This window comes from Plantactinospora sonchi (assembly GCF_036422035.1).
In the GTDB taxonomy this organism is placed as follows: domain Bacteria; phylum Actinomycetota; class Actinomycetes; order Mycobacteriales; family Micromonosporaceae; genus Plantactinospora; species Plantactinospora sonchi.
Genome location: NZ_JAZGQK010000028.1, coordinates 73,566 through 96,937, shown reverse-complemented (window position 1 = coordinate 96,937; position 23,372 = coordinate 73,566). Strand labels below are relative to the sequence as shown.

General features: G+C 71.6%; 17 protein-coding genes. 8 read left to right on the top strand and 9 right to left on the bottom strand.

The genetic code is table 11. From position 1 onward, the window contains the following. Positions 1-302 precede the first annotated feature (302 nt). From V1633_RS28910 to V1633_RS28900, 3 genes are all read left to right on the top strand, one after another. Positions 303-1,361, top strand: coding sequence for a FecCD family ABC transporter permease (locus tag V1633_RS28910; protein WP_331217447.1), 1,059 nt, complete (start codon positions 303-305; stop codon positions 1,359-1,361). A gap of 5 nt (positions 1,362-1,366) precedes the next feature. After that, the gene (locus V1633_RS28905; protein ID WP_331217446.1) at positions 1,367-2,431 is read left to right on the top strand and encodes a FecCD family ABC transporter permease; all 1,065 of its coding nucleotides are present in this window, start codon (positions 1,367-1,369) and stop codon (positions 2,429-2,431) included. Positions 2,432-2,561: 130 nt separating this feature from the next. After that, positions 2,562-3,353 (top strand): ABC transporter ATP-binding protein, encoded by a 792-nt coding sequence (locus V1633_RS28900; protein WP_331217456.1) that lies wholly within the window; start codon positions 2,562-2,564, stop codon positions 3,351-3,353. A 262-nt stretch (positions 3,354-3,615) separates the two neighbouring features. Here the strand turns inward: V1633_RS28900 and V1633_RS28895 are convergent, their stop codons facing one another. The 4 genes from V1633_RS28895 to V1633_RS28880 are packed head-to-tail and all read right to left on the bottom strand — an operon-like array spanning position 3,616 to position 9,043. Then, positions 3,616-5,838 (bottom strand): hypothetical protein, encoded by a 2,223-nt coding sequence (locus tag V1633_RS28895; RefSeq protein WP_331217445.1) that lies wholly within the window; start codon positions 5,836-5,838, stop codon positions 3,616-3,618. Further along, positions 5,835-7,127, bottom strand: a complete 1,293-nt coding sequence (locus tag V1633_RS28890) for an ABC transporter substrate-binding protein (protein WP_331217444.1) — start codon at positions 7,125-7,127, stop codon at positions 5,835-5,837. The genes V1633_RS28895 and V1633_RS28890 overlap by 4 nt, the downstream gene beginning before the upstream one ends. A gap of 55 nt (positions 7,128-7,182) precedes the next feature. After that, a complete protein-coding gene (locus tag V1633_RS28885) occupies positions 7,183-8,055 on the bottom strand; it encodes a carbohydrate ABC transporter permease (RefSeq protein WP_407952124.1) in 873 nt (290 codons plus the stop codon). Further along, complete coding sequence (locus V1633_RS28880) at positions 8,045-9,043, bottom strand: carbohydrate ABC transporter permease (protein ID WP_331217442.1); 999 nt, start codon at positions 9,041-9,043, stop codon at positions 8,045-8,047. Before V1633_RS28880 ends, V1633_RS28885 begins: the two co-directional genes overlap by 11 nt. A gap of 401 nt (positions 9,044-9,444) precedes the next feature. On the opposite strand from V1633_RS28880, the gene V1633_RS28875 reads away from it, so the two are divergent. Together V1633_RS28875 and V1633_RS28870 are read left to right on the top strand one after the other, a co-directional pair. Beyond that, positions 9,445-10,524, top strand: coding sequence for a LacI family DNA-binding transcriptional regulator (locus V1633_RS28875; RefSeq protein ID WP_331217441.1), 1,080 nt, complete (start codon positions 9,445-9,447; stop codon positions 10,522-10,524). A gap of 8 nt (positions 10,525-10,532) precedes the next feature. Then, the gene (locus tag V1633_RS28870) at positions 10,533-11,912 is read left to right on the top strand and encodes a glycoside hydrolase family 5 protein (RefSeq protein WP_331217440.1); all 1,380 of its coding nucleotides are present in this window, start codon (positions 10,533-10,535) and stop codon (positions 11,910-11,912) included. Between the two features lie 210 nt (positions 11,913-12,122). Here V1633_RS28870 and mptB read toward each other — a convergent pair whose 3' ends face one another. Continuing rightward, entirely contained in the window at positions 12,123-13,598 is a 1,476-nt protein-coding gene (gene mptB, locus V1633_RS28865) for a polyprenol phosphomannose-dependent alpha 1,6 mannosyltransferase MptB (protein WP_331217439.1), read from the bottom strand. A 96-nt stretch (positions 13,599-13,694) separates the two neighbouring features. After that, entirely contained in the window at positions 13,695-15,083 is a 1,389-nt protein-coding gene (locus V1633_RS28860; protein ID WP_331217437.1) for a lysine N(6)-hydroxylase/L-ornithine N(5)-oxygenase family protein, read from the bottom strand. A gap of 200 nt (positions 15,084-15,283) precedes the next feature. On the opposite strand from V1633_RS28860, the gene V1633_RS28855 reads away from it, so the two are divergent. Beyond that, positions 15,284-16,240, top strand: coding sequence for a methionyl-tRNA formyltransferase (locus V1633_RS28855; RefSeq protein ID WP_331217436.1), 957 nt, complete (start codon positions 15,284-15,286; stop codon positions 16,238-16,240). Positions 16,241-16,337: 97 nt separating this feature from the next. Here V1633_RS28855 and V1633_RS28850 read toward each other — a convergent pair whose 3' ends face one another. Both V1633_RS28850 and V1633_RS28845 read right to left on the bottom strand, forming a co-directional pair. Continuing rightward, positions 16,338-17,393: a S66 peptidase family protein gene (locus V1633_RS28850; RefSeq protein WP_331217435.1), complete on the bottom strand. Its 1,056-nt coding sequence runs from the start codon at positions 17,391-17,393 to the stop codon at positions 16,338-16,340. Between the two features lie 360 nt (positions 17,394-17,753). Further along, a complete protein-coding gene (locus V1633_RS28845; RefSeq protein ID WP_331217434.1) occupies positions 17,754-18,209 on the bottom strand; it encodes a PPC domain-containing DNA-binding protein in 456 nt (151 codons plus the stop codon). A 336-nt stretch (positions 18,210-18,545) separates the two neighbouring features. On the opposite strand from V1633_RS28845, the gene V1633_RS28840 reads away from it, so the two are divergent. Next, positions 18,546-19,334, top strand: a complete 789-nt coding sequence (locus tag V1633_RS28840) for an SDR family NAD(P)-dependent oxidoreductase (protein WP_331217433.1) — start codon at positions 18,546-18,548, stop codon at positions 19,332-19,334. A gap of 82 nt (positions 19,335-19,416) precedes the next feature. Here V1633_RS28840 and V1633_RS28835 read toward each other — a convergent pair whose 3' ends face one another. Next, complete coding sequence (locus tag V1633_RS28835) at positions 19,417-19,899, bottom strand: hypothetical protein (protein ID WP_331217432.1); 483 nt, start codon at positions 19,897-19,899, stop codon at positions 19,417-19,419. Positions 19,900-20,164: 265 nt separating this feature from the next. On the opposite strand from V1633_RS28835, the gene V1633_RS28830 reads away from it, so the two are divergent. Further along, on the top strand, positions 20,165-23,371 hold the full coding sequence (locus tag V1633_RS28830) for a HoxN/HupN/NixA family nickel/cobalt transporter (protein ID WP_331217431.1): 3,207 nt from the start codon (positions 20,165-20,167) through the stop codon (positions 23,369-23,371). Position 23,372: the final 1 nt, after the last annotated feature.

Sequence of the window (23,372 nt, the reverse complement as noted above, 5' to 3'; positions counted from 1 at the left end):
CGGTGCGACCGGGCCAGGTGTGCCGGCGCGCGACGACCGGTGCCGCCGGCGACCACGGCGCGGTCGTCGGGACCGGTGCGGAAGACGTCGGTGGACATGCCGGGTCGACGTCGACCCGACGGACGGGGCCGACCAGGGTCGCCGAGCCCGCTGGGGGTGATAGTAAGGTAATCCTTACCTAACCTCAACCGGTCCGGGATTCACCACACCGAGACCCGCCCGAGGCGCGAACTAAGGTATACCTATCCTAAGAAGATCGCCCCTCCGGTCGGTCCGTACCCCTGAGAAAGCGTGAGGACCGCGTGACAACTGACCAGGCAGCGCCGGCCGGCCTCGCCCCGCCCCCGACCGGCCGACGGACCGGCCCGCTGGGCATGCTGCTGGTCGCCACGGCCGTCCTGGTCGTCCTGTCGCTGGTCTCCATCGCGGTCGGCAGCCGGTCCATCCCACTCGACGACGTGGTCCGGGCACTGGTCGACCGGGGTGCCCCCGACATCGATCCGCAGGTCGAGGCGATCGTCTGGGGCGTACGACTGCCCCGTACCCTGCTCGGGCTGCTGGTCGGCGCGGCACTCGGCCTCTCCGGGGCGCTGATGCAGGGGCTGACCCGTAACCCGCTCGCCGACCCGGGCCTGCTCGGGGTGAGCGCCGGTGCCGCTCTCGGCATCGTCGTCGCCGTGGGCGGCTTCGGCATCGCCGCCATCTACGGCTACATCTGGTTCGCCTTCGTCGGCGCGCTGATCGCCAGCCTCGTGGTCTACCTGCTGGGTGGTCTCGGCCGGGGCGGTTCCACCCCGGTCAAGGTCGCGCTGGCCGGGGTGGCGGTCACCTTCCTGCTCAACTCGGTGACCAACGCTGTGGTGCTGCGCGACCCCGAGGCCCTCAACCGTTACCGGTTCTGGGCGGCCGGTTCGCTGGCCGGACCGGACGGCGCCACAGTGCTCCAGGTGCTGCCGTTCCTCGCCGTCGGGACGGTACTGGCCCTGGCCACCGCCCCCGCGCTGAACAGCCTCGCACTCGGCGACGACGTCGCGGCCGCGCTGGGCCGACGGGTCCGGCTGGTCCGCCTGCAGGGCACCCTGGCGGTCACCCTGCTGGCCGGCGCGGCGGTCGCGGTCGCCGGCCCGATCGTCTTCGTCGGGCTGGTCGTCCCACACGTGGCCCGCCTGATCACCGGTCCCGACCACCGGTGGCTGCTGCCGTTCACCATGGTGCTGGCGCCGAGCCTGCTGCTGCTGGCCGACGTGATCGGCCGGGTGGTTGCCCGGCCGAGCGAGGTCGGCGTGGGCATCATCGCCGCGTTCATCGGCGGGCCGTTCTTCATCGCGCTGGTCCGCCGCCGCCGGCTGGCGGAGCTGTGAGCCGGATGAGCCACCTCGAACTGTCCCGGACCACCGGGCGGGCCACGTTCCGGCTGGCCCGACCGGCGGTGTCCGGTGTACTCCGGCCCCGGCTGGTGCTCTGCTGTGTCGGCATCACCGCACTGCTCTTCGTGGTCTTCTGTGTCGGCATCGCCACCGGCGACTACCCGGTCAGTCCGCTGCGGGTCGTGCCGGCGCTGTTCGGCGCCGGAGACGCCGGCCAGGTCTTCATCGTCCAGGAGCTACGGCTGCCCCGGGCACTGACGGCCGTCCTGGCCGGTGCGGCGTTCGCGGTCTCCGGCGCGATCTTCCAGACCATCACCCGGAACCCGCTGGCCAGCCCCGACATGATCGGCATCAACGCCGGTGCCACCACCGCGGTGGTGGCCGGAATCGTGGTGGGCGGCGGCGGACTGGCCCTGCCCCCGCTCGGCCTGGTCGGCGGGCTGGTCACCGCCGCGCTCATCTACCTGCTCGCCTGGCGGGGCGGCGCGACCGGGTACCGGATCGTCCTGGTCGGCATCGCGGTCTCCTGGATGTGCGCCAGTGCGACCGACTACCTGCTGACCCGGGCCCAGCTGAGCGAGGCGCAGAACGCGGTCGGCTGGCTGGTCGGCAACCTCAACGGCCGGGGCTGGGAGAGCGTACGTCCGCTGACCGCCGCAGTGGTCGTGCTGCTCCCGGCGACGATCCTGCTCGGCCGGTGGACCCGGACCCTGCACCTCGGCGACGAGGTCGCCCGGGGCCTCGGCACCCCGGTCCAGTTGGCCCGGCTCTGCCTCGTGGTGGTCGGCGTCGCGCTGGTCGCCTTCGCCACCGCCGCGACCGGTCCGGTGCTCTTCGTGGCCCTCGCCGCGCCGCAGATCGCCCAACGGCTCGCCGGACTGTCCGCGCCCCCGGTGGTCGCCAGCGCGCTGACCGGTGCCCTGATGGTGTCGGCCAGCGACCTGGTGGCGCGCTGGCTCATCCCGGACGTGGACCTGCCGGTCGGGGTGGTCACCGGGGCGCTCGGCGCCGCGTTCCTGCTCTGGCTGCTCGTCCGGACCAACCGTGCCGGTTCTGGAGGTTGACGTGACCCTTCATCCGCCCCTGATCGCGACCGGGATCCTCCCGGCCGCCCCAGCGTCGCCGACGACCACAACGGCTCCGCCCACGCCCGCCGCGCCGCCGTCGTCCGGCCCGGCCGTACCGCAGCCCGAACTGCGGGCGGAGGGCCTGCGCCTGGCGTACGGCGAACGGGTGGTCGTCGACGACCTCGACCTGGTGGTGCCGCCGGGGAAGATCAGTGTGATCGTCGGCGCCAACGCCTGCGGCAAGTCCACCCTGCTCCGGGCCCTGGCCCGACTGCTCGGCCCGAGCGCCGGCAGCGTCCGGCTCGACGGACGGGCGATCCATTCCCTGCCCACCCGACAGGTCGCCCGGCAGGTGGGCATCCTGCCGCAGGCGCCGGTCGCCCCGGACGGGCTGACCGTACTGGACCTGGTGGGTCGCGGCCGGTCGCCACACCAGACCTGGTGGCGCCAGTGGTCCACGGCGGACGAGGCGGCGGTGACCGAGGCGCTGGCCGCCACCGGCGTCACCGACCTGGCCGACCGCCCGGTCGACGAACTCTCCGGCGGACAGCGGCAGCGTGCCTGGATCGCGATGGCGGTCGCCCAGCAGACCCCGGTGCTGTTGCTGGACGAGCCGACCACCTTCCTCGACCTGTCACACCAGATCGACGTCCTGGATCTCGTGGTGGACCTGAACCGGCGGGACGGCCGGACCGTGGTGATGGTGCTGCACGACCTGAACCAGGCGTGCCGGTACGCCGACCACGTGATCGCGATGAAGGCCGGCCGGATCGTCGCCCAGGGCGCCCCGGCGGACGTGGTCACCACCGATCTCGTCGAGGAGGTGTTCGACGTACGCTGCGCGGTGACGGTGGACCCGCTGACCGGCACTCCTCTGGTCATCCCGGCCAGCCGCCACCACCCGTCCACGCCGGGCTGACAGCACCGCGAGAGGTCCGTCCGGGAGCCAGCGGTGACGGCCGGAGCAGCCCAACGGCGCTGTGCAGGGTGCGGTACGCCCCGAACTTCCCGGGCCAGCGGCAGACCGACCGGTTCGCCCACCAGGTCACCGAGGCCAACGGGGTGAAGGCCGCCACCTCGGTCCACGTCCGTTGGCGCGGCTGACCCCGGGCACACCACCGCACGCGACGGTCCGGCGGCGACCCGCCGGACCGTCCAGCCGTACGGCGTGGCCGGTCCGGTCACGGCATCGGGTTCAGTCCCTCGTGGCGGACCGTCCAGCTGCCGTCGTCGGGGAAGCCCGGCGTGGGCCGTCCCGCGTCGGCGTCGGCGCCCCGGGCCATCAACGCGAGCGCGGCGAGCAGACCGCCGTTGCCGGGCAGGTAGATCGGCAGCAGGTCGGTCTGCCGGTTGTGCCCGTTGGGCAGGTAGCCGTTCTTCTCCGTCGGGAGCAGCAGGGCGTCCAGCGCGGTGGCCGGCTCGCCGAGCCGGGTCGCGGTCATCGCGATGGCCGGATAGTCCCAGCCCCAGGTGGACTCCCAGTTCCAGTTCGCCAGCACGTCGTGCAGGGTGGCCCGCATGATCTCCGGGTCGACCAGTTCGGTGGGGGGTACCACGCCGAGCGCGTAGAGCATCGACGGGTGGTCGTCCCGGATGGTGTACGGCGGCACGTCGATCGCGGTGTAGATCCCGTCCCGGACGTGCGGGCGGACCAGGTTGGCGGCCACCTTCTCCCAGGACGGCTCGGGTGGCAGGCCGAGCAGTCGGCGCCAGCGCTGTGCGATCCGCAGCCCCCACGCCCAGTACGCCAACTCGAACGTCGGGTTGGTGGCCGTCGCCCGCACCGGGGCGTACGACTCCTGGGCCGGGACCAGGGGCGGCCCGAGCTGGTATCCGCCCTCGCCCCGGAACGGGTGGTCGGCCATGAACGCCGCCGACTCCAGCACCACGTCGGCGTAGCGCCGGAGCACGTCGGCGGAGTCCTCCGTGCTCCGGCGGACCAGTTCGGCGAGGAAGATCGGATGCGGCTGCTGCCAGATCAGGAAGGTGCCGATCGGACTGGGACTCTCCCGGCCGTCGGGACCGACCTGCTTCGGCCAACGGGCCCCGACACAGCCCTGGCTCCGTGCGGTCTCCCGGGCCCGGGGCAGGATCCGGGCGTACCAGCCGAGGCTGCGTTCCAGCAGGTCGGCCCGACCCCAGAGCGGAAAGTGCGCACCGTGCCACCAGTGCATCTCCAGGTGGAACCGGCCGCGCCAGCTGTTGACCATCAGGCCGGTCTCCTGCGGCGGCAGGGATCCGGCGCAGTGCACTGCGGTGAGGTACTGGGAGAGCACGACCCGCCGCTCCAGTTCGGGGGCGCGCTCGTCGTGGCTGGCCGCCAGCTCGACGGCGCCGCCCCGTGACCAGAAGGCGGGCCAGTGCCGCCGGGACGCGGCGGCCACCGCGTCCCGGGACGGCAGGTCGGTGGGATCTGTCGACCGGGCCTCCGGGTCCGTCGCCGTCCCGGCCGGACCACCGACGGCAGCGAAGCCGACGACCAGTTCCAGGGTGTTGCGCCGGGTCGTGACCAGGAACTCGTGCGGTCCACCGCGGACGAACCGGGCGTCCGGAGCCTCGACCCCCACCTCGTACGTCGTGTCGTCGAGCACCCGGCGCACCAGGTGCCCACGGGCGGTGGGGTGCGGGGTGGACGTGTGCGCCTCGGGCCGGGACCAGTCCGCGGCGTTGTTCCACGCCTCGGCGCCGTACGGAAAGGCGATCCGGACCGCGAGGCCGTCGGCGAGCAGTCCGGACTCGATCCGCACCGCGAGGACGTCCCGGTCCGGGTGGCAGACCGTCTCGACCCGGACCGGTGTGCCGGCCAGCCGGAACCGACTGGTGACGGTCCCGGTCCAGAGGTCCAGCCGCTGGTGGAGGTCGGTCAGCTCGGCCGGCTCCGGGGCACGCACCGCCCCGGCTGGGGTGGTGCCGTCGGCCGTCCCGGTCACGCGGGTCGCGTCGCCGGCCGGGCCCGTCCCGCCGGCGGCCCGGCCGGTGAGCACCAGCCCGATCCGGCCCAGGTCGAGCCGGTGCGGGTTGTTGCGCAGCCAGGACTCGGCGGCCGACTCGGGTGCCTCACCGGTGCCGGTGACCTCACCCCGCATGTCGACGTACGGCACCGGTCCGCGCGGGGTCTGGTACTCACGGACGGTTTCCGCGAGGTCGTACGGGCGGGCGCCCGGCACGCTGTGCCAACCCCACTGGGACTGGGTGGCGAGCAGCGTGCCGGACGCGCCGTCGCCGTGACCGCGCACCGGGTAGAGGTCCGGAAGGGTCTGCAACCCGGTGACGTCGACGGTGTAGCAGAGCTCGCCGTTGCCCACCGACAGCGGGGAGGACGGCAGGATGTCGGTCACCTCGACCGCGTGCCGGTCGACCAGCGCGCGGCGGTCGATTCCGGACCCTTTCCCGGTGTCGCTCACTTGCGGATCGCCGCCGCGACCTGCTTGATGAACTCGTCCGCCGCCTTGTCCACCGGCTGCCGGTTGAACAGCACCTCGGCGTTGAGCCGCTGCAGGATGCCGAGGGTGTCGGTGGAGCCGGTCGGACCGATCACCAGCGGCGGGCCGGCCAGCGGGCCGATCTTCTCGATGAACTTCGCCTGGACGGCCTGGTCCGGGTCGAGTTCCGGGGTGACGGCGGCGAGCACGTCGTGGTTGGCCGGGATGCCCCGGTCGGTCCGGATGAGCTTTCCGGCCTCCGGGCTGTTGATCAGGAAGTCGACGAACTTCGCCGCCTCCTTCGGGTGCTCGCTCCGGGCGTTGATGGTGTAGATCTGCGAGGCCTGCAGCCACATGCCGGGGCGTCCGGCGCTCTCCCCCGGTGCCCGGAGCAGCTCCAACGGCTTGCCGGATGCCTTGCGCAGCGCGCCGAGCTGGTTGCTCCAGTCGAACTGCATCGCGGCCAGGCCGCGGCCCATCAGCGTCTGTTCCGGCGCCGGCTGGCCCTCCAGTTCGGCGGTGAGCGAGGCTGACGGAGCGGCTCCGGAGTCGCGCAGTGCGGTGGTCATCGTCCACCAGTCGACCAGGGTCTGCTTGGTGATCGCGACGCCGCCGTCCGGCGTGTAGAGGCCCTCGCCGCGCTGCCGGGAGTAGAGGTCGAGGGTGTCGGGCCTGGTCGGGTCGGCGACACCGTAGGTGCCCTCCGGCGCCTTCGTCGCGATCTCGTTGGCGATCCGGGTGAAGTCGGCCCAGGTCCAGGTGCTGTCGTCCGGCAACGGCACCCCGGCGGCCTGGAACACCTCCGGGTTGACCACCACCGCGAAGCTGTTGACGCCGGTCGGTACCCCGAACTGCTTGTTGTCGAAGTTCCCGTTGCCCAGCGCCGCAGGGTCGATCTTGTCGGTCTTCAGTTCGTTGCTGACCCTGGCCAGGTCGAGCAGGGCACCCCGGCCGCCGTACTCCCGGGGGTAGGCACCACCGAGGGTGATCACGTCCGGTGCGTCACCGGCGGCGACCTCGGTGGCGAGCTTGTCGAAGTACGCGTTGAAGTCCGCCGACGATCCGGTGACCTTGATGTCCGGGTTCTGCGCCTGGAACGCGTCGATGACCTTCTGGGTGGTCGCCGCGCGGTCGTTGTTTCCCCACCAGGAGAAGCGCAACTCGACCGGGCCGCCGTCTCCGCCCGAGTCGCCACAGGCGGCGGTGGCAAACAGTGTCACGGCCGAAACGCAGACCGCCGCGAGGCGGTGTCGGAACGATCTGGCACTCATCGGAACTCCTTCGGGACGGTGGGTTGAATCGGTTCAGTCACGGCCAACGGGCGGTTCACTTGAGGCCCGTGGTGGCCAACCCCTGGGTCAGGTAACGCTGGCCGGCGAGGAAGAAGCCGAAGATCGGCGCGAGCCCGACGACCGACATGGCGAAGAGTTGACCCCAGGCACTCTCGCCCTGGCCGTCGACGAACGACCGCAGTGCGACAGGGACGGTGTAGAGGTCGGGGTTGGTCAGGAAGATGAGCTGGCTGAAGAAGTCGTTCCAGGTCCAGATGAAGGTGAACAGGGCCGAGGTGGCCAGCGCCGGCACGGAGAGCGGAATGATGATCCGCCAGTAGATCCCCAGGTGTCCGCAGCCGTCCAACCGGGCCGCCTCGTCCAGTTCCCGGGGCAGACCCCGGATGAACTGCACCATCAGGAAGATGAAGAAGGCGTCGGTCGCCAGGAACTTCGGCACGATCAGCGGCAACGTGGTGTTGATCCAGTCGAGCTGCGAGAAGAGCACGTACTGCGGAACGATCAGCACGTGGATCGGCAGCATCAGCGTGGCGAGCATGGCGGCGAAGAGGATCTTCCGTCCCCGAAACTCCAGCCGGGCGAACGCGTACGCCGCGAGCGAGCAGGAGAGCAGGTTGCCGACGATCGAGGCGATCGCGATCACCGCCGAGTTCCACAGGTAGAGCTGGAACGGCTGCCCCAGGGCGGTCCAGCCCTTGGTGTAGTTCGTCAGGTCGATCTCGCGGGGCCACAGCGACGGGTCGCGGAAGATGACGTCCGTCGGCTTGAACGAACTGGAGAGCATCCAGAGCAACGGATAGATCATCACCACGCCGCAGATGATCAGCAGCGCGTGTTTCGAGACCCGACGGGTCGCCGAGCCACCGCCCCTCGGCGGGGCGGTCGAGGTCGTCGTGTCAGTCACCATAGAAGACCCATCGCTTCGCGAAGAGGAAGTTGAGACCGGTCAGCACGGCGATGATGACCAGCAGGATCCAGGCCATCGCCGAGGCGTAGCCCATCTCGAAGGAGCCGAAACCCCGGTCGTACAGGTAGAGCGTGTACAGCAGGGTGGAATCGGCCGGCCCGCCGGAGCCGCCGCTGACCACAAAGGCCTGGGTGAAGCTCTGGAAGGCACCGATCATCTGCAGGATCATGTTGAAGAAGATGATCGGCGTCAGCAGCGGGATGGTGATCCGGAAGAACTGCGACAGCGTGCCGGCACCGTCGACCGACGCCGCCTCGTAGTACATGCTCGGGATCTGTCGCAGCCCGGCCAGGAAGATGACCATCGGCGCGCCGAAGGTCCAGGCGTTCAGCACCACCAGGGTGCCGAGGGCGAAGTCCGGGTGCGCCACCCAGCTGGTGCCCTCGATGCCGACCAGGCCGAGCAACTGGTTGACCAGGCCGTCGCTGCCGAAGATCTGCCGCCACAGGATCGCGATCGAGACGCTTCCGGCCAGCAGCGACGGCAGGTAGTAGACCGACCGGTAGAAACTCAGCCCCCGGACACCACGGTTGAGCAGCAGCGCCAGACCGAGGGCGAGCGCCAACTGCAGCGGTACCGAGATGAAGACGTACTCGAACGTCACGATCAGTGACTTGTGCAGCCGGGGATCCTCCAGCATCCGCTGGTAGTTCTCCCACCCTCGCCACTGCGGCGGGCTGAGCAGCGTGTAGTCGGTGAAGGAGAGATACAGCGAGGCCAGGATCGGGCCGATGGTGAAGACCACCATGCCGACGATCCACGGCGTGAGGAAGCCGTACGCCACCCGGTTCTCGTGACGTCGGGGACCGGCCCGCCGCTGTCCGTCGGACTGGCGGAACCGGTTCACCACACCGGGCGCCCGGGTCGGCGGCCGGGGCGCGGGTTCCGACACCGGCGCGGAGAGACGTGTGCCCATGCGATCGCTCATCAGAGCACCCTTCGGGATCTGTCGCGAGTGGAGGATCGACCGTGCGCGTCGTACCCGCAGGGCCCACACCCGGGCTGAGTAACCAGTTTCTAACAAAGCCAACATCAACTGTCAACGACTCGACCACAAGTCAACTAGCTGTGAAAACGTAGTGACGCCAGCCGGAAACAAGATCCAAGAAACCGGTTGCCGTCAAGATCGGGTAACCGGTATCTTCAGTGACCGCGCGGCGTACAGCAGGACGCCGGAGGGCCACCACCCGGGCCACCACCAAGCCGGCGACATCCACCCGACATCGGATCCGTCGCGCCGGAAACCCGGCGTGCTGGCCCGCTCGCGCCCACACCAGGTCCCCGGCTGACCGTGTGGCAGGCGATCGGCCGGCGCATGGGAGATTCGAGATGAGCCTGACCGGAAAACGTCGAAGCGGGTCGGACGGGCAGTTGGCCCGTACGTCCGGCCCGGGCCGCACCGGCGCGGACCGCGCCCCGGCGACGATCGGCCGGGTCGCCGAGGCGGCCGGGGTGTCCCGGGCGACCGTGTCCCGGGTGATGAACGGAAGCCCCACCGTCGCCCCCGAACTCGCCGCCCGGGTCAGGGCGGCCGCGGAGGCGATGAACTACCAGCCCAGCCCGGTCGCCCGCAGCCTCGCCCTCGGCCGGACCAGCACCGTGTCGCTGATCGTGCCGGATCTGGCCAACCCGATGTTCCAGGACGTGCTCCGCGGCCTCAGTCAGGCGGCCGGGACGTACGGTCACCGCCTGCTGGTCGCCGAGTCCAACGAGAACGTCGCCGAGGAGGCGATCCTGGCGGTCGAGGCCCGACGCCGCTCGGACGGCCTGGTCCTCGCCTCGTCCCGGGTCCCCGAGGCGGAACTCCACGCGCTCAGCGAACGCCTCGCCCCGCTGGTGCTGCTCAACCGGGAACTGCCGGGCACCAGCGTGCCGTCCCTGTCGGTCGACTACGCCGCCGGGATCAACGCGATCGTCGGACACCTGCGCGGACTCGGCCACCGGCACCTGACGTACCTGGCCGGACCGGTGGCCAGCACCTCGGACCGGGACCGGCGCGCGGCACTGCGGGCATCATGCGCCACCGACACCGACTGCGTCCTGTCCGAACTGGACTGTGGCTCCACCTTCGACGACGGGCACGCGGCCGCCCGGGCGGTGGTCGACACCGGCGCCACCGCCGTGGTGGCGTTCAACGACATGGTGGCCTTCGGGGCGTTGAGCGGGTTGCACGAGCTGGGACTCGCCGTACCCCGGGACATCTCCGTCACCGGCTTCGACGACATCCCGTTCGCCCGCTACACCAACCCGCCGCTGACCACCGCCTCGATCCCCCGCAACGAACTGGGCCGCCAGGCCTGGGAACGGCTGTGGGCGCTGCTCAACGGCGGTCCCGCCGGACACAACGTGCGCTTCCAACCCCGGCTGCTGGTACGCGAGAGCACCGGACCCGCCCCGACGAGAAACTAGGAGAACCGGTGGACTGGATCAGGGTCGAGGGCGACCGGCTCGTCGACGACACCGGCCGGACCGTGACGCTCGCCGGCGTCGGACTCGGCGGCTGGCTGAACATGGAAAACTTCATCACCGGCTACCCGGGCACCGAATCGCAGCAGCGGCAGGCGCTGCGCACGGCCCTCGGTGACGAGGGCTACCAGCGGTTCTTCACACGGTTCCTGACCGACTTCTTCAGCGGGTCGGACGCCGGCTACCTCGCCTCCCTCGGCCTGAACTCGGTCCGCGTGCCGTTCAACTACCGGCACTTCGAGGACGACGACCGGCCGTTCGAATTGAAGGAGGAGGGGTTCCGGTGGCTCGACCGGGTCGTCGAACTGTGCGCCGCCGCCGGCCTGCACACCATCCTCGACCTGCACGCGGTGCCCGGACACCAGAACCAGAACTGGCACAGTGACAACCCGACACACTGGGCGCACTTCTGGACCCACCGGCACTTCCAGGACCGCGTCGTGCACCTGTGGGAGGCGCTCGCCGACCGCTACCGGGACAATCCGGCGGTCGCCGGATACAACCCGGTCAACGAACCGGCCGACGCGTCCGGCGAGGTCATCGGGCCGTTCTACGACCGGTTGGAGCGGGCCATCCGGGCGGTTGACCCCCGACACGTGCTCTTCCTGGACGGCAACCGCTACTCCACCGACTTCTCGATGTTCACCGAACCGTACGAGAACACCGTCTACACCGCACACGACTACGCGCTGCCCGGCATCGCCGCCGGCAGCGAGTACCCGGGGACGACCCGGGGCGAGTACTTCGACCGCTCGGTGGTGGAGCGGTCGTTCCTGCGACGTACCGAGTTCATGCGGCGTACCGGCACCCCGATCTGGATCGGCGAGTTCGGTCCGGTCTACACCGGGGAGCCGGAACGGGACGCCCAGCGGTACCGACTGCTCCGCGACCAGTTGGAGATCTACGCCGAGCACGGGGCGAGCTGGGCGCTCTGGACGTACAAGGACGTCGGACTGCAGGGCCTGGTGTACGCCGACCCGGACAGCCCGTACCTGCGGCGGATCGCCCCGGTGCTGGCGAAGAAGCAGCGACTCGGCGCGGACTCCTGGGGCGGGGTCGACCGGGAGGTGCGGCACATCCTGGACCCGATCGAGGCGCTGTTCGACGAGGAGTTCCCGGACTTCAACCCGTACCCGTGGGGCCGGAAGGCCTGGGTGAACCTGCTGGTCCGCAACATCCTGCTGGCCGAGCCGCTGGTGAAGGACTTCGGCCGTGCCTTCGAGGGCGTCACCCCGGAGGAGGCGGAGACGCTGGCCGGATCGTTCGCCTTCGACGCCTGCGTACGCCGCGAGCCGCTGGCCGAGACGTTACGGAGTCACCTGGCCCGGTAGCCCCGAGAGACCCCTGCGCCGGCTCCACGCTCGGGCGGCTCCACCGCGTCGGCGTGGACCGGGGTCGTTACACGGCGGTTCGGCGCGCTGCGCTGTGGCCCGTCCCCGGACAGCCGGCGAGCACACCGACCAGCGGCCAGCATCGCGCCCACCAGTCGGACGCCCCGGCCCACCCCGTCAACCAGCATCGGTCCACCGTGTCGTACCGGCTCAACCGGGGCGGCCCGCCGCACCCGAGTCCCGCAGCCGCAGCAGCGGCAGCCGGGGTCGTCCGGCGGTCCGCCGCCAGGCCGGTGGGCGGGTCGGGCGCAGCCGCGACGCCAGCGCCCAGAGCACCAGGCACACGTCCAGTAGCGCACCGGCGACCTTCGTCTTCGTCACCAGCCCGAGACTGTTCGGCAGGGTGAGCAGGACCAGTCCGGCGGAGCCGGCGTCCAGCAGGTCGCCGAGCCGGCCTGGCCGCTTCGGTGCCGTCGCCAGGACGGCGACTCCGGCGAGCGCGTACCAGGCGTAGAAGACCGGGCCGAGCACGGCGGTGGCCAGCAGCGCCAGCCCGGCGGCGGGGACCGCCGCGCCCGTTCCGCCGCGTACCGCCCGGCGGAGCAGCAGCACCAGGATGACTGCGAGGGCGACCAACCCGGCCGCCCGGGTGACGGTGACAGCGCCGGCGAAGAGCTCGGGTCGACCGACCGCCCTGAGGCCGTAGCCGACCGCCATGCCGACCCCGGTCGGCACGGACGACCACTGGACGCTGCCGGCGGTCGCCGACCAGCCGTGCAGGAACCCGAGCCCGTGCCCGGTCAGCACGGCGAGCAGCCCGAAGGTCCCGCCGGTCGCGGCGAGCAGGATCAGGACGGCGGTGACCTGACGCCGGCCGGTCCGGGCCCACGGTACGACGGCGACCGCGAACGGTACGACCACGAGCGCGGTCGCCTTGACCGAGGCGGCCGCGCCGAAGGCGGCGCCGGCGAGTGCCAACCGGGTCGGCACGTCAACCCGGTCGGTGGCGGCCACCGCCAGCCCGGCGACGACGAGACCGGCCAGCAGCGCGTCGTTGTGCGCGCCGGAGACGACGTGTACCAGGGTCAACGGACTGGTCGCGGCGAGCCAGGCCACCCGGGCCGGGTCTCCCCCGCACCGGCGGGCCAGCCGGATGCCGGCGACGACGGCGAGCAGGGTGCCGCCGATCGCGACCAGCCGCAGGACCGTCACGGTGACCGGCAGCCCGGCGGAGCCGAGGAGACCGGCGGAGGTGGCGATCCGTTCGACGAACAGCCAGAGCGGACCGTACGGGGTGGGAGTGTCCCGCCAGCTCGGCGCCACGTGTTCCAGCCACCTGCAGGGCAGCGCGGCCGCCCCGTTCCGGTACGGATCGAGCCCGGCCGTGACGAGTTCCCCCTGGCAGGCGTACGCGTAGCTGTCGTGGCTGCCGAGCGGCGGCGCCAGCAGCAGCGGAAGGGCCCAGAGTGCCCCGGTGAGCAACAGCCAGCGGAGGTCGGCGACTGTCCGGAGCCGCCACCAGACGGCCAGCAGCCCGCCGGCGCCGGCCACCCAGAGTGCCACACCGACGACCCATGCCGGCCCGTGCGGTGACGGCGTACCGGCGAGGTAGGCGCTGGCGGCCATCGCGGCGGCGCCGACCAGACCCAGCCACCGCAGCCTGGCCCGCGGAACAGAGCCCTGCATGCGGGCATCGTGTCCGGGGCGGGTGAAAACCCCGGGCGGGGCAGGCTACCGGCCGACGAACAGCATCCGACCGCCGGACGTCGACCGGTACCGGGCTCAGGTGGCGCAGCCGACGCCGGCGTACTCGGGCTGGCGGTCGTCGAGCGGACGGTGCGGGTCGGCGGCGGGGTGTCCGGCGATCGAGGCGAGGATCTCGGCGGCCCGGATGGCGGTGTTGGAGAGCAGCGAGGAGGAGATGCCGTGGCTGTGCTCGGTGCCGCCCTGCAGGTAGATGCCGCCCCGCACCTCCGGCCGGGTGCGTACCCGGTAGTCCCGGTCGACCTGGGCGCGCCCGGCCTCGTCCCGGAGGCAGAGCGACGCCGCCTCGCCGAGCAGCGCGAACGGGTCGGCCGGCCGGTATCCGGTGGCGAAGACCACCACGTCGGCGTCGAGCACGGTCTTCTCGTTGGTCACCAGTGACTCCACCACGGTCCGTACCCCGTCCGGGGTGCGTACGGTCTCGGTGACCCGGGAGAGGTTGAGGATCCGCAGCCGTTCGATGCCGCGTACCTTCTCCTGGTAGGCCCGCCGGTACAGCTCGTTGATGAGTTCCTGGTCGACCACGGAGTAGTTGGTGTTGGCGTGGTAGCCGAGCATCATCTCCTTGACCGGCGGCGGCGCGGTGAAGAACTCCCCCACCGCCGCCGGGTCGAAGATCCGGTTGGCGAACGAGCTGTCGTCGGCCGGGCTGTAGCCGTACCGGGCGAAGACCGCGCAGATCTCGGCCTGGGGGTAGGTCGAGTGCAGGTGCTCGACGGTCTCGGCGGCGCTCTGCCCGGCGCCGACCACGACGAACCGGGTCGGTGCCGTCGGCACCAGTCTCCTCAGGTTCGGCAGCAGGTCGCGGTTGTGCCAGATCCGGGTGTCCAGGGTGATGCCCTCCGGCAGGTACGGCCGCAGGCCGGTGCCGAGCACCAGGTTCCGGGCCCGGAAAAGGACCGGGTCGGCCGCGCAGGGGCCGGTTCGGGCCAGCACCTCGAAGTGGTCCACGGTGCCGTCGACCCGGACCGGGCGGACGTCGGTCACCTCGTGCCCGTACCGGACCATGTCGTCGACCTGCCCCGCCGCCCACTCCAGGTAGTCGTGGAACTCGACCCGGGACGGGAAGAGGTTCTTGTGGTTGATGAAGTCGATCAGGCGCCCCCGGCTCTGCAGGTAGCAGAGGAAGCTGAACCCGCTGGCCGGGTTCCGCAGGGTCACCAGGTCCTTGAGGAACGACACCTGCATGGTGGCGTCGTCCAGCAGCATCCCCCGGTGCCAGCCGAACCGGGGTTGACGTTCCAGGAAGATCGCGCGGTCGACCCGGGCGGGGGCCGCACCGGCGACGGCGGTCGGGGCGGCGTGCGCCTCCCGGACAGCGATGGCCAGGGCGAGGTTCGACGGACCGAAGCCGATGCCGAGCAGGTCGTGCACCGGGTTGTCGGTGCTGCGATCGGTTTGTGACATGCCTGTCCCATCTCCTCTGCCGGGCGTTCCGGACGGCGTGGTCGCGCCGGGCCGTCGGGAACCGGTGCGGCCGGCCAGGCGGTCGACCGTCCGCAAGATTTAGGTTAGGCTAACCTACGCCCTGGCCGAGAACAATATGGACCATCCGGCATTCACTCCGGGTCGGCCGAGCTCGGGAACGTTCAAGGAGGAGACCGCCGATGCGGGTTGTCATGTTCGGTTACCAGACCTGGGGGCACCGGACGCTGCAGGCGCTGCTCGACTCCGAGCACGAGGTCAGCCTGGTCGTCACCCATCCGAAGAGCGAGCACGCCTACGAGAAGATCTGGGACGACTCCGTCGCCGAACTGGCCGAGAAACACGACGTACCGGTGCTGGTCCGGCAACGTCCCGGTGACGCCGAGCTGCTGGACCGGCTCCGCGCGGCGCAACCCGAGATCATCGTCGCCACCAACTGGCGGACCTGGATCCCGCCGGAGATCTTCAACCTTCCGCCGCGCGGCACCCTCAACGTGCACGACTCGCTGCTGCCGGCGTACGCCGGCTTCGCCCCGCTGATCTGGGCACTGATCAACGGCGAGTCGGAGGTCGGGGTGACCGCCCACATGATGGACGAGACCCTCGACGCGGGTGACATCGTGCTGCAGCGGGCCGTCCCGGTCGGGCCGACCGACACCGCCACCGACCTGTTCCACCGGACCCTGGAGCTCTTCGGCCCGATCACCGTCGACGCGCTGGCCCTGATCGCCAGCGGTCGTACCGACTGGGTCAGGCAGGACCGGTCGAAGGCGAGCTTCTTCCACAAGCGGTCGGTCGAGGACAGCCGGATCGACTGGACCCGCCCCGCCGACGAGATCGAACGGCTGGTCCGGGCACAGTCCGACCCGTACCCGAACGCCTTCACCCACCACGACGGCGAACGCCTGCGGATCCTGGGCGCCCGGGTCTCCGAGGGCCGCTACGGCGGCACGCCCGGCCGGATCTTCTACCGGGAGGGCGACGGCGTGGTCATCGTCGCCGGGCCCGACGCGCAGCGCGGGCGCAACCACGGCCTGGCGATCACCCGGGTACGCACCGACGACGGCCGGGACCACGCCGCGACCGACTACTTCCGCAGCATGGGCGGATATCTGACCGCCCACCCGGACCGCCGGTAGGTCGACTCCCCCGGGTGGCCGCACCCCACCGGGCGCGGCCACCCCGACCGACCGTCGGCCGCACGGTGGCCCGGAGCGACAGGCGGGACGACGGCCGTCAGCGCACCCCCGGCTCCACGGTCAGCGTCCCGGCCTCGGCGTCGATGGTGGCCCGCGCCCCGAGCGGCACGGTGAGCTGCCCGGGACCGTGGCCGAGGCGAAGCCCGCCCAGCACCGGTACCCCGAGGTCGCCGAGACGGTCCCGCAGCACCGCGACCGCGTCCCACTGGTCGGGTGCGCCGACGCTGTTGGTGATCTGGCCGATCACCACCCCGGCGATCCGGTGCAGCGCACCCGTCCGGCGCAGTTCGGTGAGCATCCGGTCGAGGCTGTACGGCGGCTCGTCCACGTCCTCGAAGAACAGCAGCGCGCCGTCGAACCTCGGCACGTCAGCCGCGCCCAGCGAGGTGGAGAGCATCGTCAGGCAACCGCCGAGCAGTCGCCCGGTCGCCCGGCCCGGCACCAGCACGGGAGCGGCGGTCTCGGCCGGGTCCCGGGTGATCACCACCGGCTCGGTGGTCATCACCGCCCGCCGCAACGACTCCACCGACTCCGGACCGGTACGGCTGTCGCTCCAGTTCACCATCGGGCCGTAGAAGGTGACCAGCCCGACCTCCCGCCACAGCCGGCCCTGCAGGCTGGTGATGTCGCTGAACCCGACCACCACCCGAGGGTCGCGGCGCAGGCCGGAAAGGTCGATCCGGTCGACGACGCGCTGCGTGCCGTACCCGCCGCGGGCGGCGAAGACACCCCGGATCCCCGGATCGTTCAGCGCCGCGTCGAGGTCGGCCAGCCGCTCGTCGTCGGTGCCGGCCAGGTAGCCGTACCGGGCGTAGACGTGCGCGCCGAGCTCCACCTCCAGACCCCAGCCGCGCAGGATCTCGATTCCCCGGGCCATCGTCGTCGGGTTCGGGGTACCCCCCGGCGACACCACCCGGATCCGGTCCCCGGGTGCCAGTGCCCGGGCCCGCACCACCCGTGGGCTGCCCTTCGGCGCCGCCTGGGCCGGCACCGCCGATGCCGCGCCGAGCAGCAGCGATCCTCCGGCGGCCGCGGCTCCCACCCCGAGCATCCGCCGCCGGGAGACGGCACCCGCGCCGGCTCCAATCTCCACACCGGAACCGCGGTCGTCCCGGACCTGCCGCGGGCCGTGGTCGTTCGTCTGACCGTCGCGCACCTGGCGCCCCCTCGTCGTCGCCGAGCCGGCGTCGCTCTCTGCCGGCAATCCATCGTGCAACGACAATGGCTGTGGATCCAGGGCCGGTGTATCAGGTTCCCGATGACCACGGCGACCGTGGGGAACCCCGCCGTCGCCGAGCAGCCGCCCGCACCGCGCCCGGTCGTCCCCGGGGGCTGCGCCGGGCCGTCCGGCCCACCACCGCCCGGTTCGGCACGCCACCCGGGTTCGCCCGAACGTCCCGTCAGGCACGCCACCCGGGTTCGCGGAACATCCCGTCAGGCACGCCACCCGGGTTCACCGGCCGGTTCGGCTCCGGGCCGCGCCGGACAGCAGGGCCAGGCCGGTCTCGGGGTCGACCCGCTTGGCCAGGCTCGCGGCGACCTCGGTGACGATCACCTCGAGGGTCGGCCACACCTCCGCGCGGAGCAGGTGGCCGCCGACGGTACTGCCGTCCCGCCTGCCGAGCACCGCGTGCACGTGCAGCGCGGGTTCGCCCCGGAACTCGGCGATGTCCCCGGTCAGCGCGAGGACCTCGACCTGTTCCGGCACCGGGATCCGCTGGTAGTCGCGGATCCGCCAGTCGAAGTAGCCGACCTCGGCGGTACTGAAGCCGCCGACCGCGGTGACCTGGGCGGCGAGGATCCCCCGACGCCGGGCCACCTCGTTGACCGCGGCGACCGCCTCGTCGCCCTGGTCGAGGACCACCACCACGACCCGCCGACCCTCGCCGGAGAGTTCCACGTCCCGCATGCCGTCCTCCTCCGCCGCCTACCGGCACGACCGCCACCGTCGACACGGGCCCACTCCCCTTCTGCCCGGCTTTTCCCGTCGCATGCCTGCCGGAGCGGCGGAGCCCGCCCCGACGACGGCGGAAAGGGGTGTACGACCAGGCAACCGGAAACCGGTTGGTACGGGACGAAGACCGCCGATCGTCGCGAGATCGGCGGGACCGGGCGCGGGGCGGCCGCAGCTTCGGGTTTCCCCGTCGTCGCCCGGCGGATGCTGCCTAGGCTGACGGACAACAGCATCCGCAGCTCTCGGTCCTACGGGCACCGGCGAACCATCGCACGACGAGAGAGTGGGGTCATGACAGGAACAACCCCGTTCGGCGGCGCCGGCGGACTGCTCGCCGGCAAGGTCGCGTTCGTCACCGGCGCGGGTCGGGGCATCGGCGCGACCGCGGCCCGACTGTTCGCCCGGGAAGGTGCCTCGGTCGTGCTCGCCGCGCGTACCGAACACCAGCTCGCCGACGTGGTCGACATGATCCGGGCCGACGGCGGGACGGCGGACTACGTACTCACCGACCTGACGGACCCGGGCAGTGTGCAGGCCGCCATAGACACCGTCATCCGGCTGCACAACCGGCTCGACGTCGCGTTCAACAACGCGGGGATCTCCATCCCGCACACCCCGATGGTGAACGCGACGACGGAGAACTTCGACCTCGTCACCACGGTCAACTACAAGGGTGTCTTCCTGTCCATGACGGCGGAGATCCGGGCCATCCGGGCCACCGCGGGAGCCGGGGCGATCGTCAACAACAGCAGCGTCGGCAGCTTCCGGGGTGCTCCGGGACTCGGTCCGTACGCGGCGACGAAGCGGGCCGTCAACAGCCTCACCGAGACCGCCGCGGCCGAGTACGGTCCGGAGGGCATCCGGGTGAACGCGATCGCGCCCGGCACCACCATGACCGGGGTCATCCGCCGGTGGGCCGAGGAGGACCCGGCCGCGGTCGACCGACTCAACTCGCTGACCCCGCTGCGCCGGGCCGCCGAACCGGACGAGATCGCCCAAGCCGCCGCGTGGCTGCTGAGCGACCGTGCCTCCTTCGTCACCGGCGTCTGCCTGCCGGTCGACGGCGGCCTGCGCGCCTAGCCTGGGCAGGCGGGTGTGCTGAGAAGGGTCGTCGACCGCTCCACAGCGGCGGGCCGGACCGGTCGGAGACGCCCGGGGCGGTTCAGCGGCGCAGCGGCAGCACCGAGTCGGTGAGGCGCCCGCCCGGCCGGTAGACCACGCACATCACCGTACGGTCGCCGTCGGCCCAGGTCTGGGCGGTGGGCAGGATCGGGTAGTAGTCGAGGGTGCCACGGCCCCGGTCAGGCCAGCGCCGGTCGAAGAAGCCGCCGCAGCCCTGCCAGGCGTACGCCGCCAACCCCGGCCGGTCCCACGGCCCGTCGGCGGCTCGCAGGAAGGCGTACGACTGGTTGTCGGCGCCTTCCTCGCAGGGCTCGTACCGCACCATCACCTCGGCCTCGCGCGCCGAGTAGGCCGGGTCGGTGAAACACTCGCCGCCCTCGATGGTGAGGATGCCACTGGTCTCCGCCGTGACAAACGTGTCCGTCTTGGTCAGCGGCGCCGACACCGACGGTTCGATCGCGAAGAGCGTGGCGAGGGCGCCGACGGTGGCGGCCACCGCCCAACGGCGGGACGGCAGGGGCATCGGGCTCCGAACTCTCGACGGCTCCGGACTCTCGACCGGGGACGGCGGAGATCGTAGGTGGGCGTGGGTGAACCGTGGGCGAGCCACGGGTGACGACGGATCGCCCGGACCATGAAGCTCTCCGATGGCCCGGCGACGGAGACGGCAGTTCACCTTCCGGTCAGACTGCGGTCGACCGCCTTTTGATCGCCTCTGGGTGAATGCGCGTTGGTCACCGGCCGACCGCCGGTGGCGAGTGCCCTATTCACCTGGAAGGTGACTCTCGTTGAGTGACGTCAAGCGACCCTGGATCGTGGGCTCGCGGCGGGCGCGGCTGACCGCGGTCGGCGCCGCGGCCCTGCTCGTCGGCGGCTTCGCGCTGACCCCGGTGGCGTTCGGCGATGCCGCCCCGGGCAAGCACCCGGCGGCGGAGATCCACCGGCCGTCACCGGTCCCCGACCGGATCATTCTCACCCCCACCACCACACCGTCGACCACCCAGCGGGTGACCTGGCGGGCCGAGGCCGACGCCGCCTGGGCGCAGGCCGAGATCCTGGAGGCGCCGGCCGCGCTCGGCGAGGTGACGCCGGCCGCCGGGGCGGTCACCGTGGTCAGGGCGAGTGCCACCACCCCGGTCAACACCTCGCTGGGGTACGCCTCGACGTACCACACTGTGGAGTTCACCGGCCTCAAGCCGGGGACCCGGTACACCTACCGGGTCGGGGACGGTACCAACTGGAGCCCGTGGACGGACTTCACCACCGCCGCCGCGGACCTCGAGCCGTTCTCGTTCATCTACTACGGCGACGCGCAGAACTACCTGGACAGCGCACTGCCCCGGGTGTTCCGGCAGGCGTTCGCCGACCGGCCCGAGGCGAAGCTGATCGTCAACGCCGGTGACCTCATCGACTCCGCGAACAGCGAGGAGCAGTGGGGGCAGTGGTACCAGGCCGGCGGCTTCATCGACGGCCAGATCAACAACCTCTCGATCCCGGGCAACCACGAGTACAGCGGCGGTGCGCTCTCCTCGTTCTGGGCGCCGCAGTTCCCGTACCCGGACAACGGGCCGGCGGACTGGCCGGCGGAGTTGGACCGGACCGCGTACACCGTGGACTACCAGGGCGTACGGTTCATCGGGCTGAACACGAACGTGCAGGGCATCCCGGACATCATGGCCGCGCAGACCGCGTGGCTGGAACAGCAGCTGAAGAACAACCCCAACCGGTGGACCGTGGTGACCTTCCACCACCCGGTCTACTCCACGGCGGAGGGTCGGAACAACCCGGTCGTCCGGGAGCAGTGGGGCCCACTGTTCGAGAAGTACGGCGTCGACCTGGTCCTGCAGGGGCACGACCACACGTACGGCCGGGGCAGTGCCAGCTCGTCCCGCCGGTCGCTGACCGTGCACGACAGCACGGTGTACGCGGTCTCGGTCTCCGGCGGCAAGATGTACGAGGTCGACGGCTCGGTCTGGACCGGCAACGGTGCCGACATCATGAGCAAGGCCCAGGACAAGCAGCTCTACCAGCTGATCGACGTCACCGGTGACAGCATCCGCTACGAGGCGCGGTACGCCAACGGCCAGCTCCACGACGGCGTCACGATCCGGAAGAACGCGGCCGGCGAGCGGACCGTCAACGAGCTCCGTACCCCGGAGAACACCACCGGTGAGCAGGTCGGCGTCAACCGGACGATCGTCGAGGCGAAGGGCCGGGTCAAGGTCTCCGCGTACGGCTACGACCCGGGCGAGCAGGTGACCGTCTACCTGCGCGACACCAAGGGTGACGCCAGGAAGGACGGTGTTTTCATCGGCTACCGGAAGGCCGATGAACTGGGCCGGTTGGAGTACAGCTTCGCGCTGCCGCCGTCGGCGAAGCGGAACAGCAGGCACGTGGTCTACCTGGAGAGCGAGAACCAGCAGATCACCAGCCCGGTCCGTCGCTTCCAGGAGAGCCTGCCCCGTGACTGCCCGTCCCCGGTCCCGCCCGACCACCCGCCGCACCGGCGCCACCCGCTGTGCCGCTCGTCGCGCTGGTGCCACCTGCCGCTCCGTCCACGTCGCCGGTGCCGCCCTCGCGGTGCTGGGCGCCACCGTCCTGGTCTCCCTGATCGGGCCGACCGCCCCGGCCGCCGCCCATCCGTTCGGTCCGCCGTCCACGGCGCGGATCAGCGTCGACGGCTCCCGGGTGGCGATCGCCTGGCTCGCCGCCGAGGACGACTGGGTCGCACTCGGCCAGTCGCTCGGCGCCTTCGAGGACCCGGCGCTGGGCCCGGTGGCGACCGAACTGACCGGCGAGCAGAAGCTGCAACGCTCCACCCGGCTCCACGACTACCTGCTGGACCGGATCACCGTCCGGCAGGACGGCACCGCCTGTCCCGGCCGGCTCGCCGCCCTGGACCGGCTGCTCGATCAGGGCGCCCGGCTCCACTTCGACTGCCCCGCCGAGGTGGTCGACGTCGACGTCACACTCGGCGCGTTGACCGATCTGAACGAGGCGTACCGGACGATGCTCACCAGCCAGACGCCCGCGAGCCCGGGCCGTGCCCTGTTCACCTCGACCGAACCGACCCAGCGACTGCGGTTCACCTCGGACGGGACCGGTGCGCTGAGCGACGGCCGACGCGGCGCCCTGGTCGGCGGTGGCGTCGCCCTGGTCACCGCCCTGGCCACCCTGGCTGTGGTACGGCTGCTCCGCCGCGCCCGGAGCCGGTCGTGAGCGGACTCGACCAGCGGCTGGTGGTCCTCTTCGACGGTCGTGTGGTGTTCTGGCTGGCTCTGGTGACGGCGCTGGGCGTCGGGGCCGCGCACGCGGTCGCCCCGGGCCACGGCAAGAGCATCACGGCGGCGTACCTGCTGGGCACCCGGGGCCGCTACCGCGACGCCGTCCGGCTCGGCGTGATCGTGGCGGTGATGCACACCTTCTCCGTCCTGGTGCTGGCGCTCGTCTGGGTGGGGCTCAGCGGTGCCGCGAGTCTGGGCACGAAGGCGGTGACCGCCTGGATGCAGGTCGTCGCCGGGTTGCTCGTGATCGGCGTCGGCGCCCACCTCAGCTGGCGGCACCTACGCGGCCGAGGCCACCACCACGGTCACCGGCACGGCCACGACCATCCGCACGGCCACGGTGAGCACCATGACGTGACGCTGCTGACCGATCCCTGGTCGCGGCGCGGGTTGGTGGTACTCGCCCTCTCCGGCGGCCTGCTGCCCTCGCCGTCCGCGTTCCTGATCCTGGTCAGCGGCCTGCTCACCGGCCGTGCCGCCGACGCGTTGCTGCTGGTCCTCGCCTTCGGTGTCGGCATGGCCGGCACCCTGACCGGCGTCGGCGTGCTGACGATCCGCGGCGTCGCGCTGCTTTCCGGGGGCCTCCGGGGCTGGCCGGCGGCGGTGACCGCGACCGCCTGGCTGCCGGCGGTCGCCGGAGTCGCGGTCAGCGTCGGCGGCTGCCTCTACCTGGTCGCCGCGATCTCGGTGCTGTCCGGCCGAGCAGGCTAGG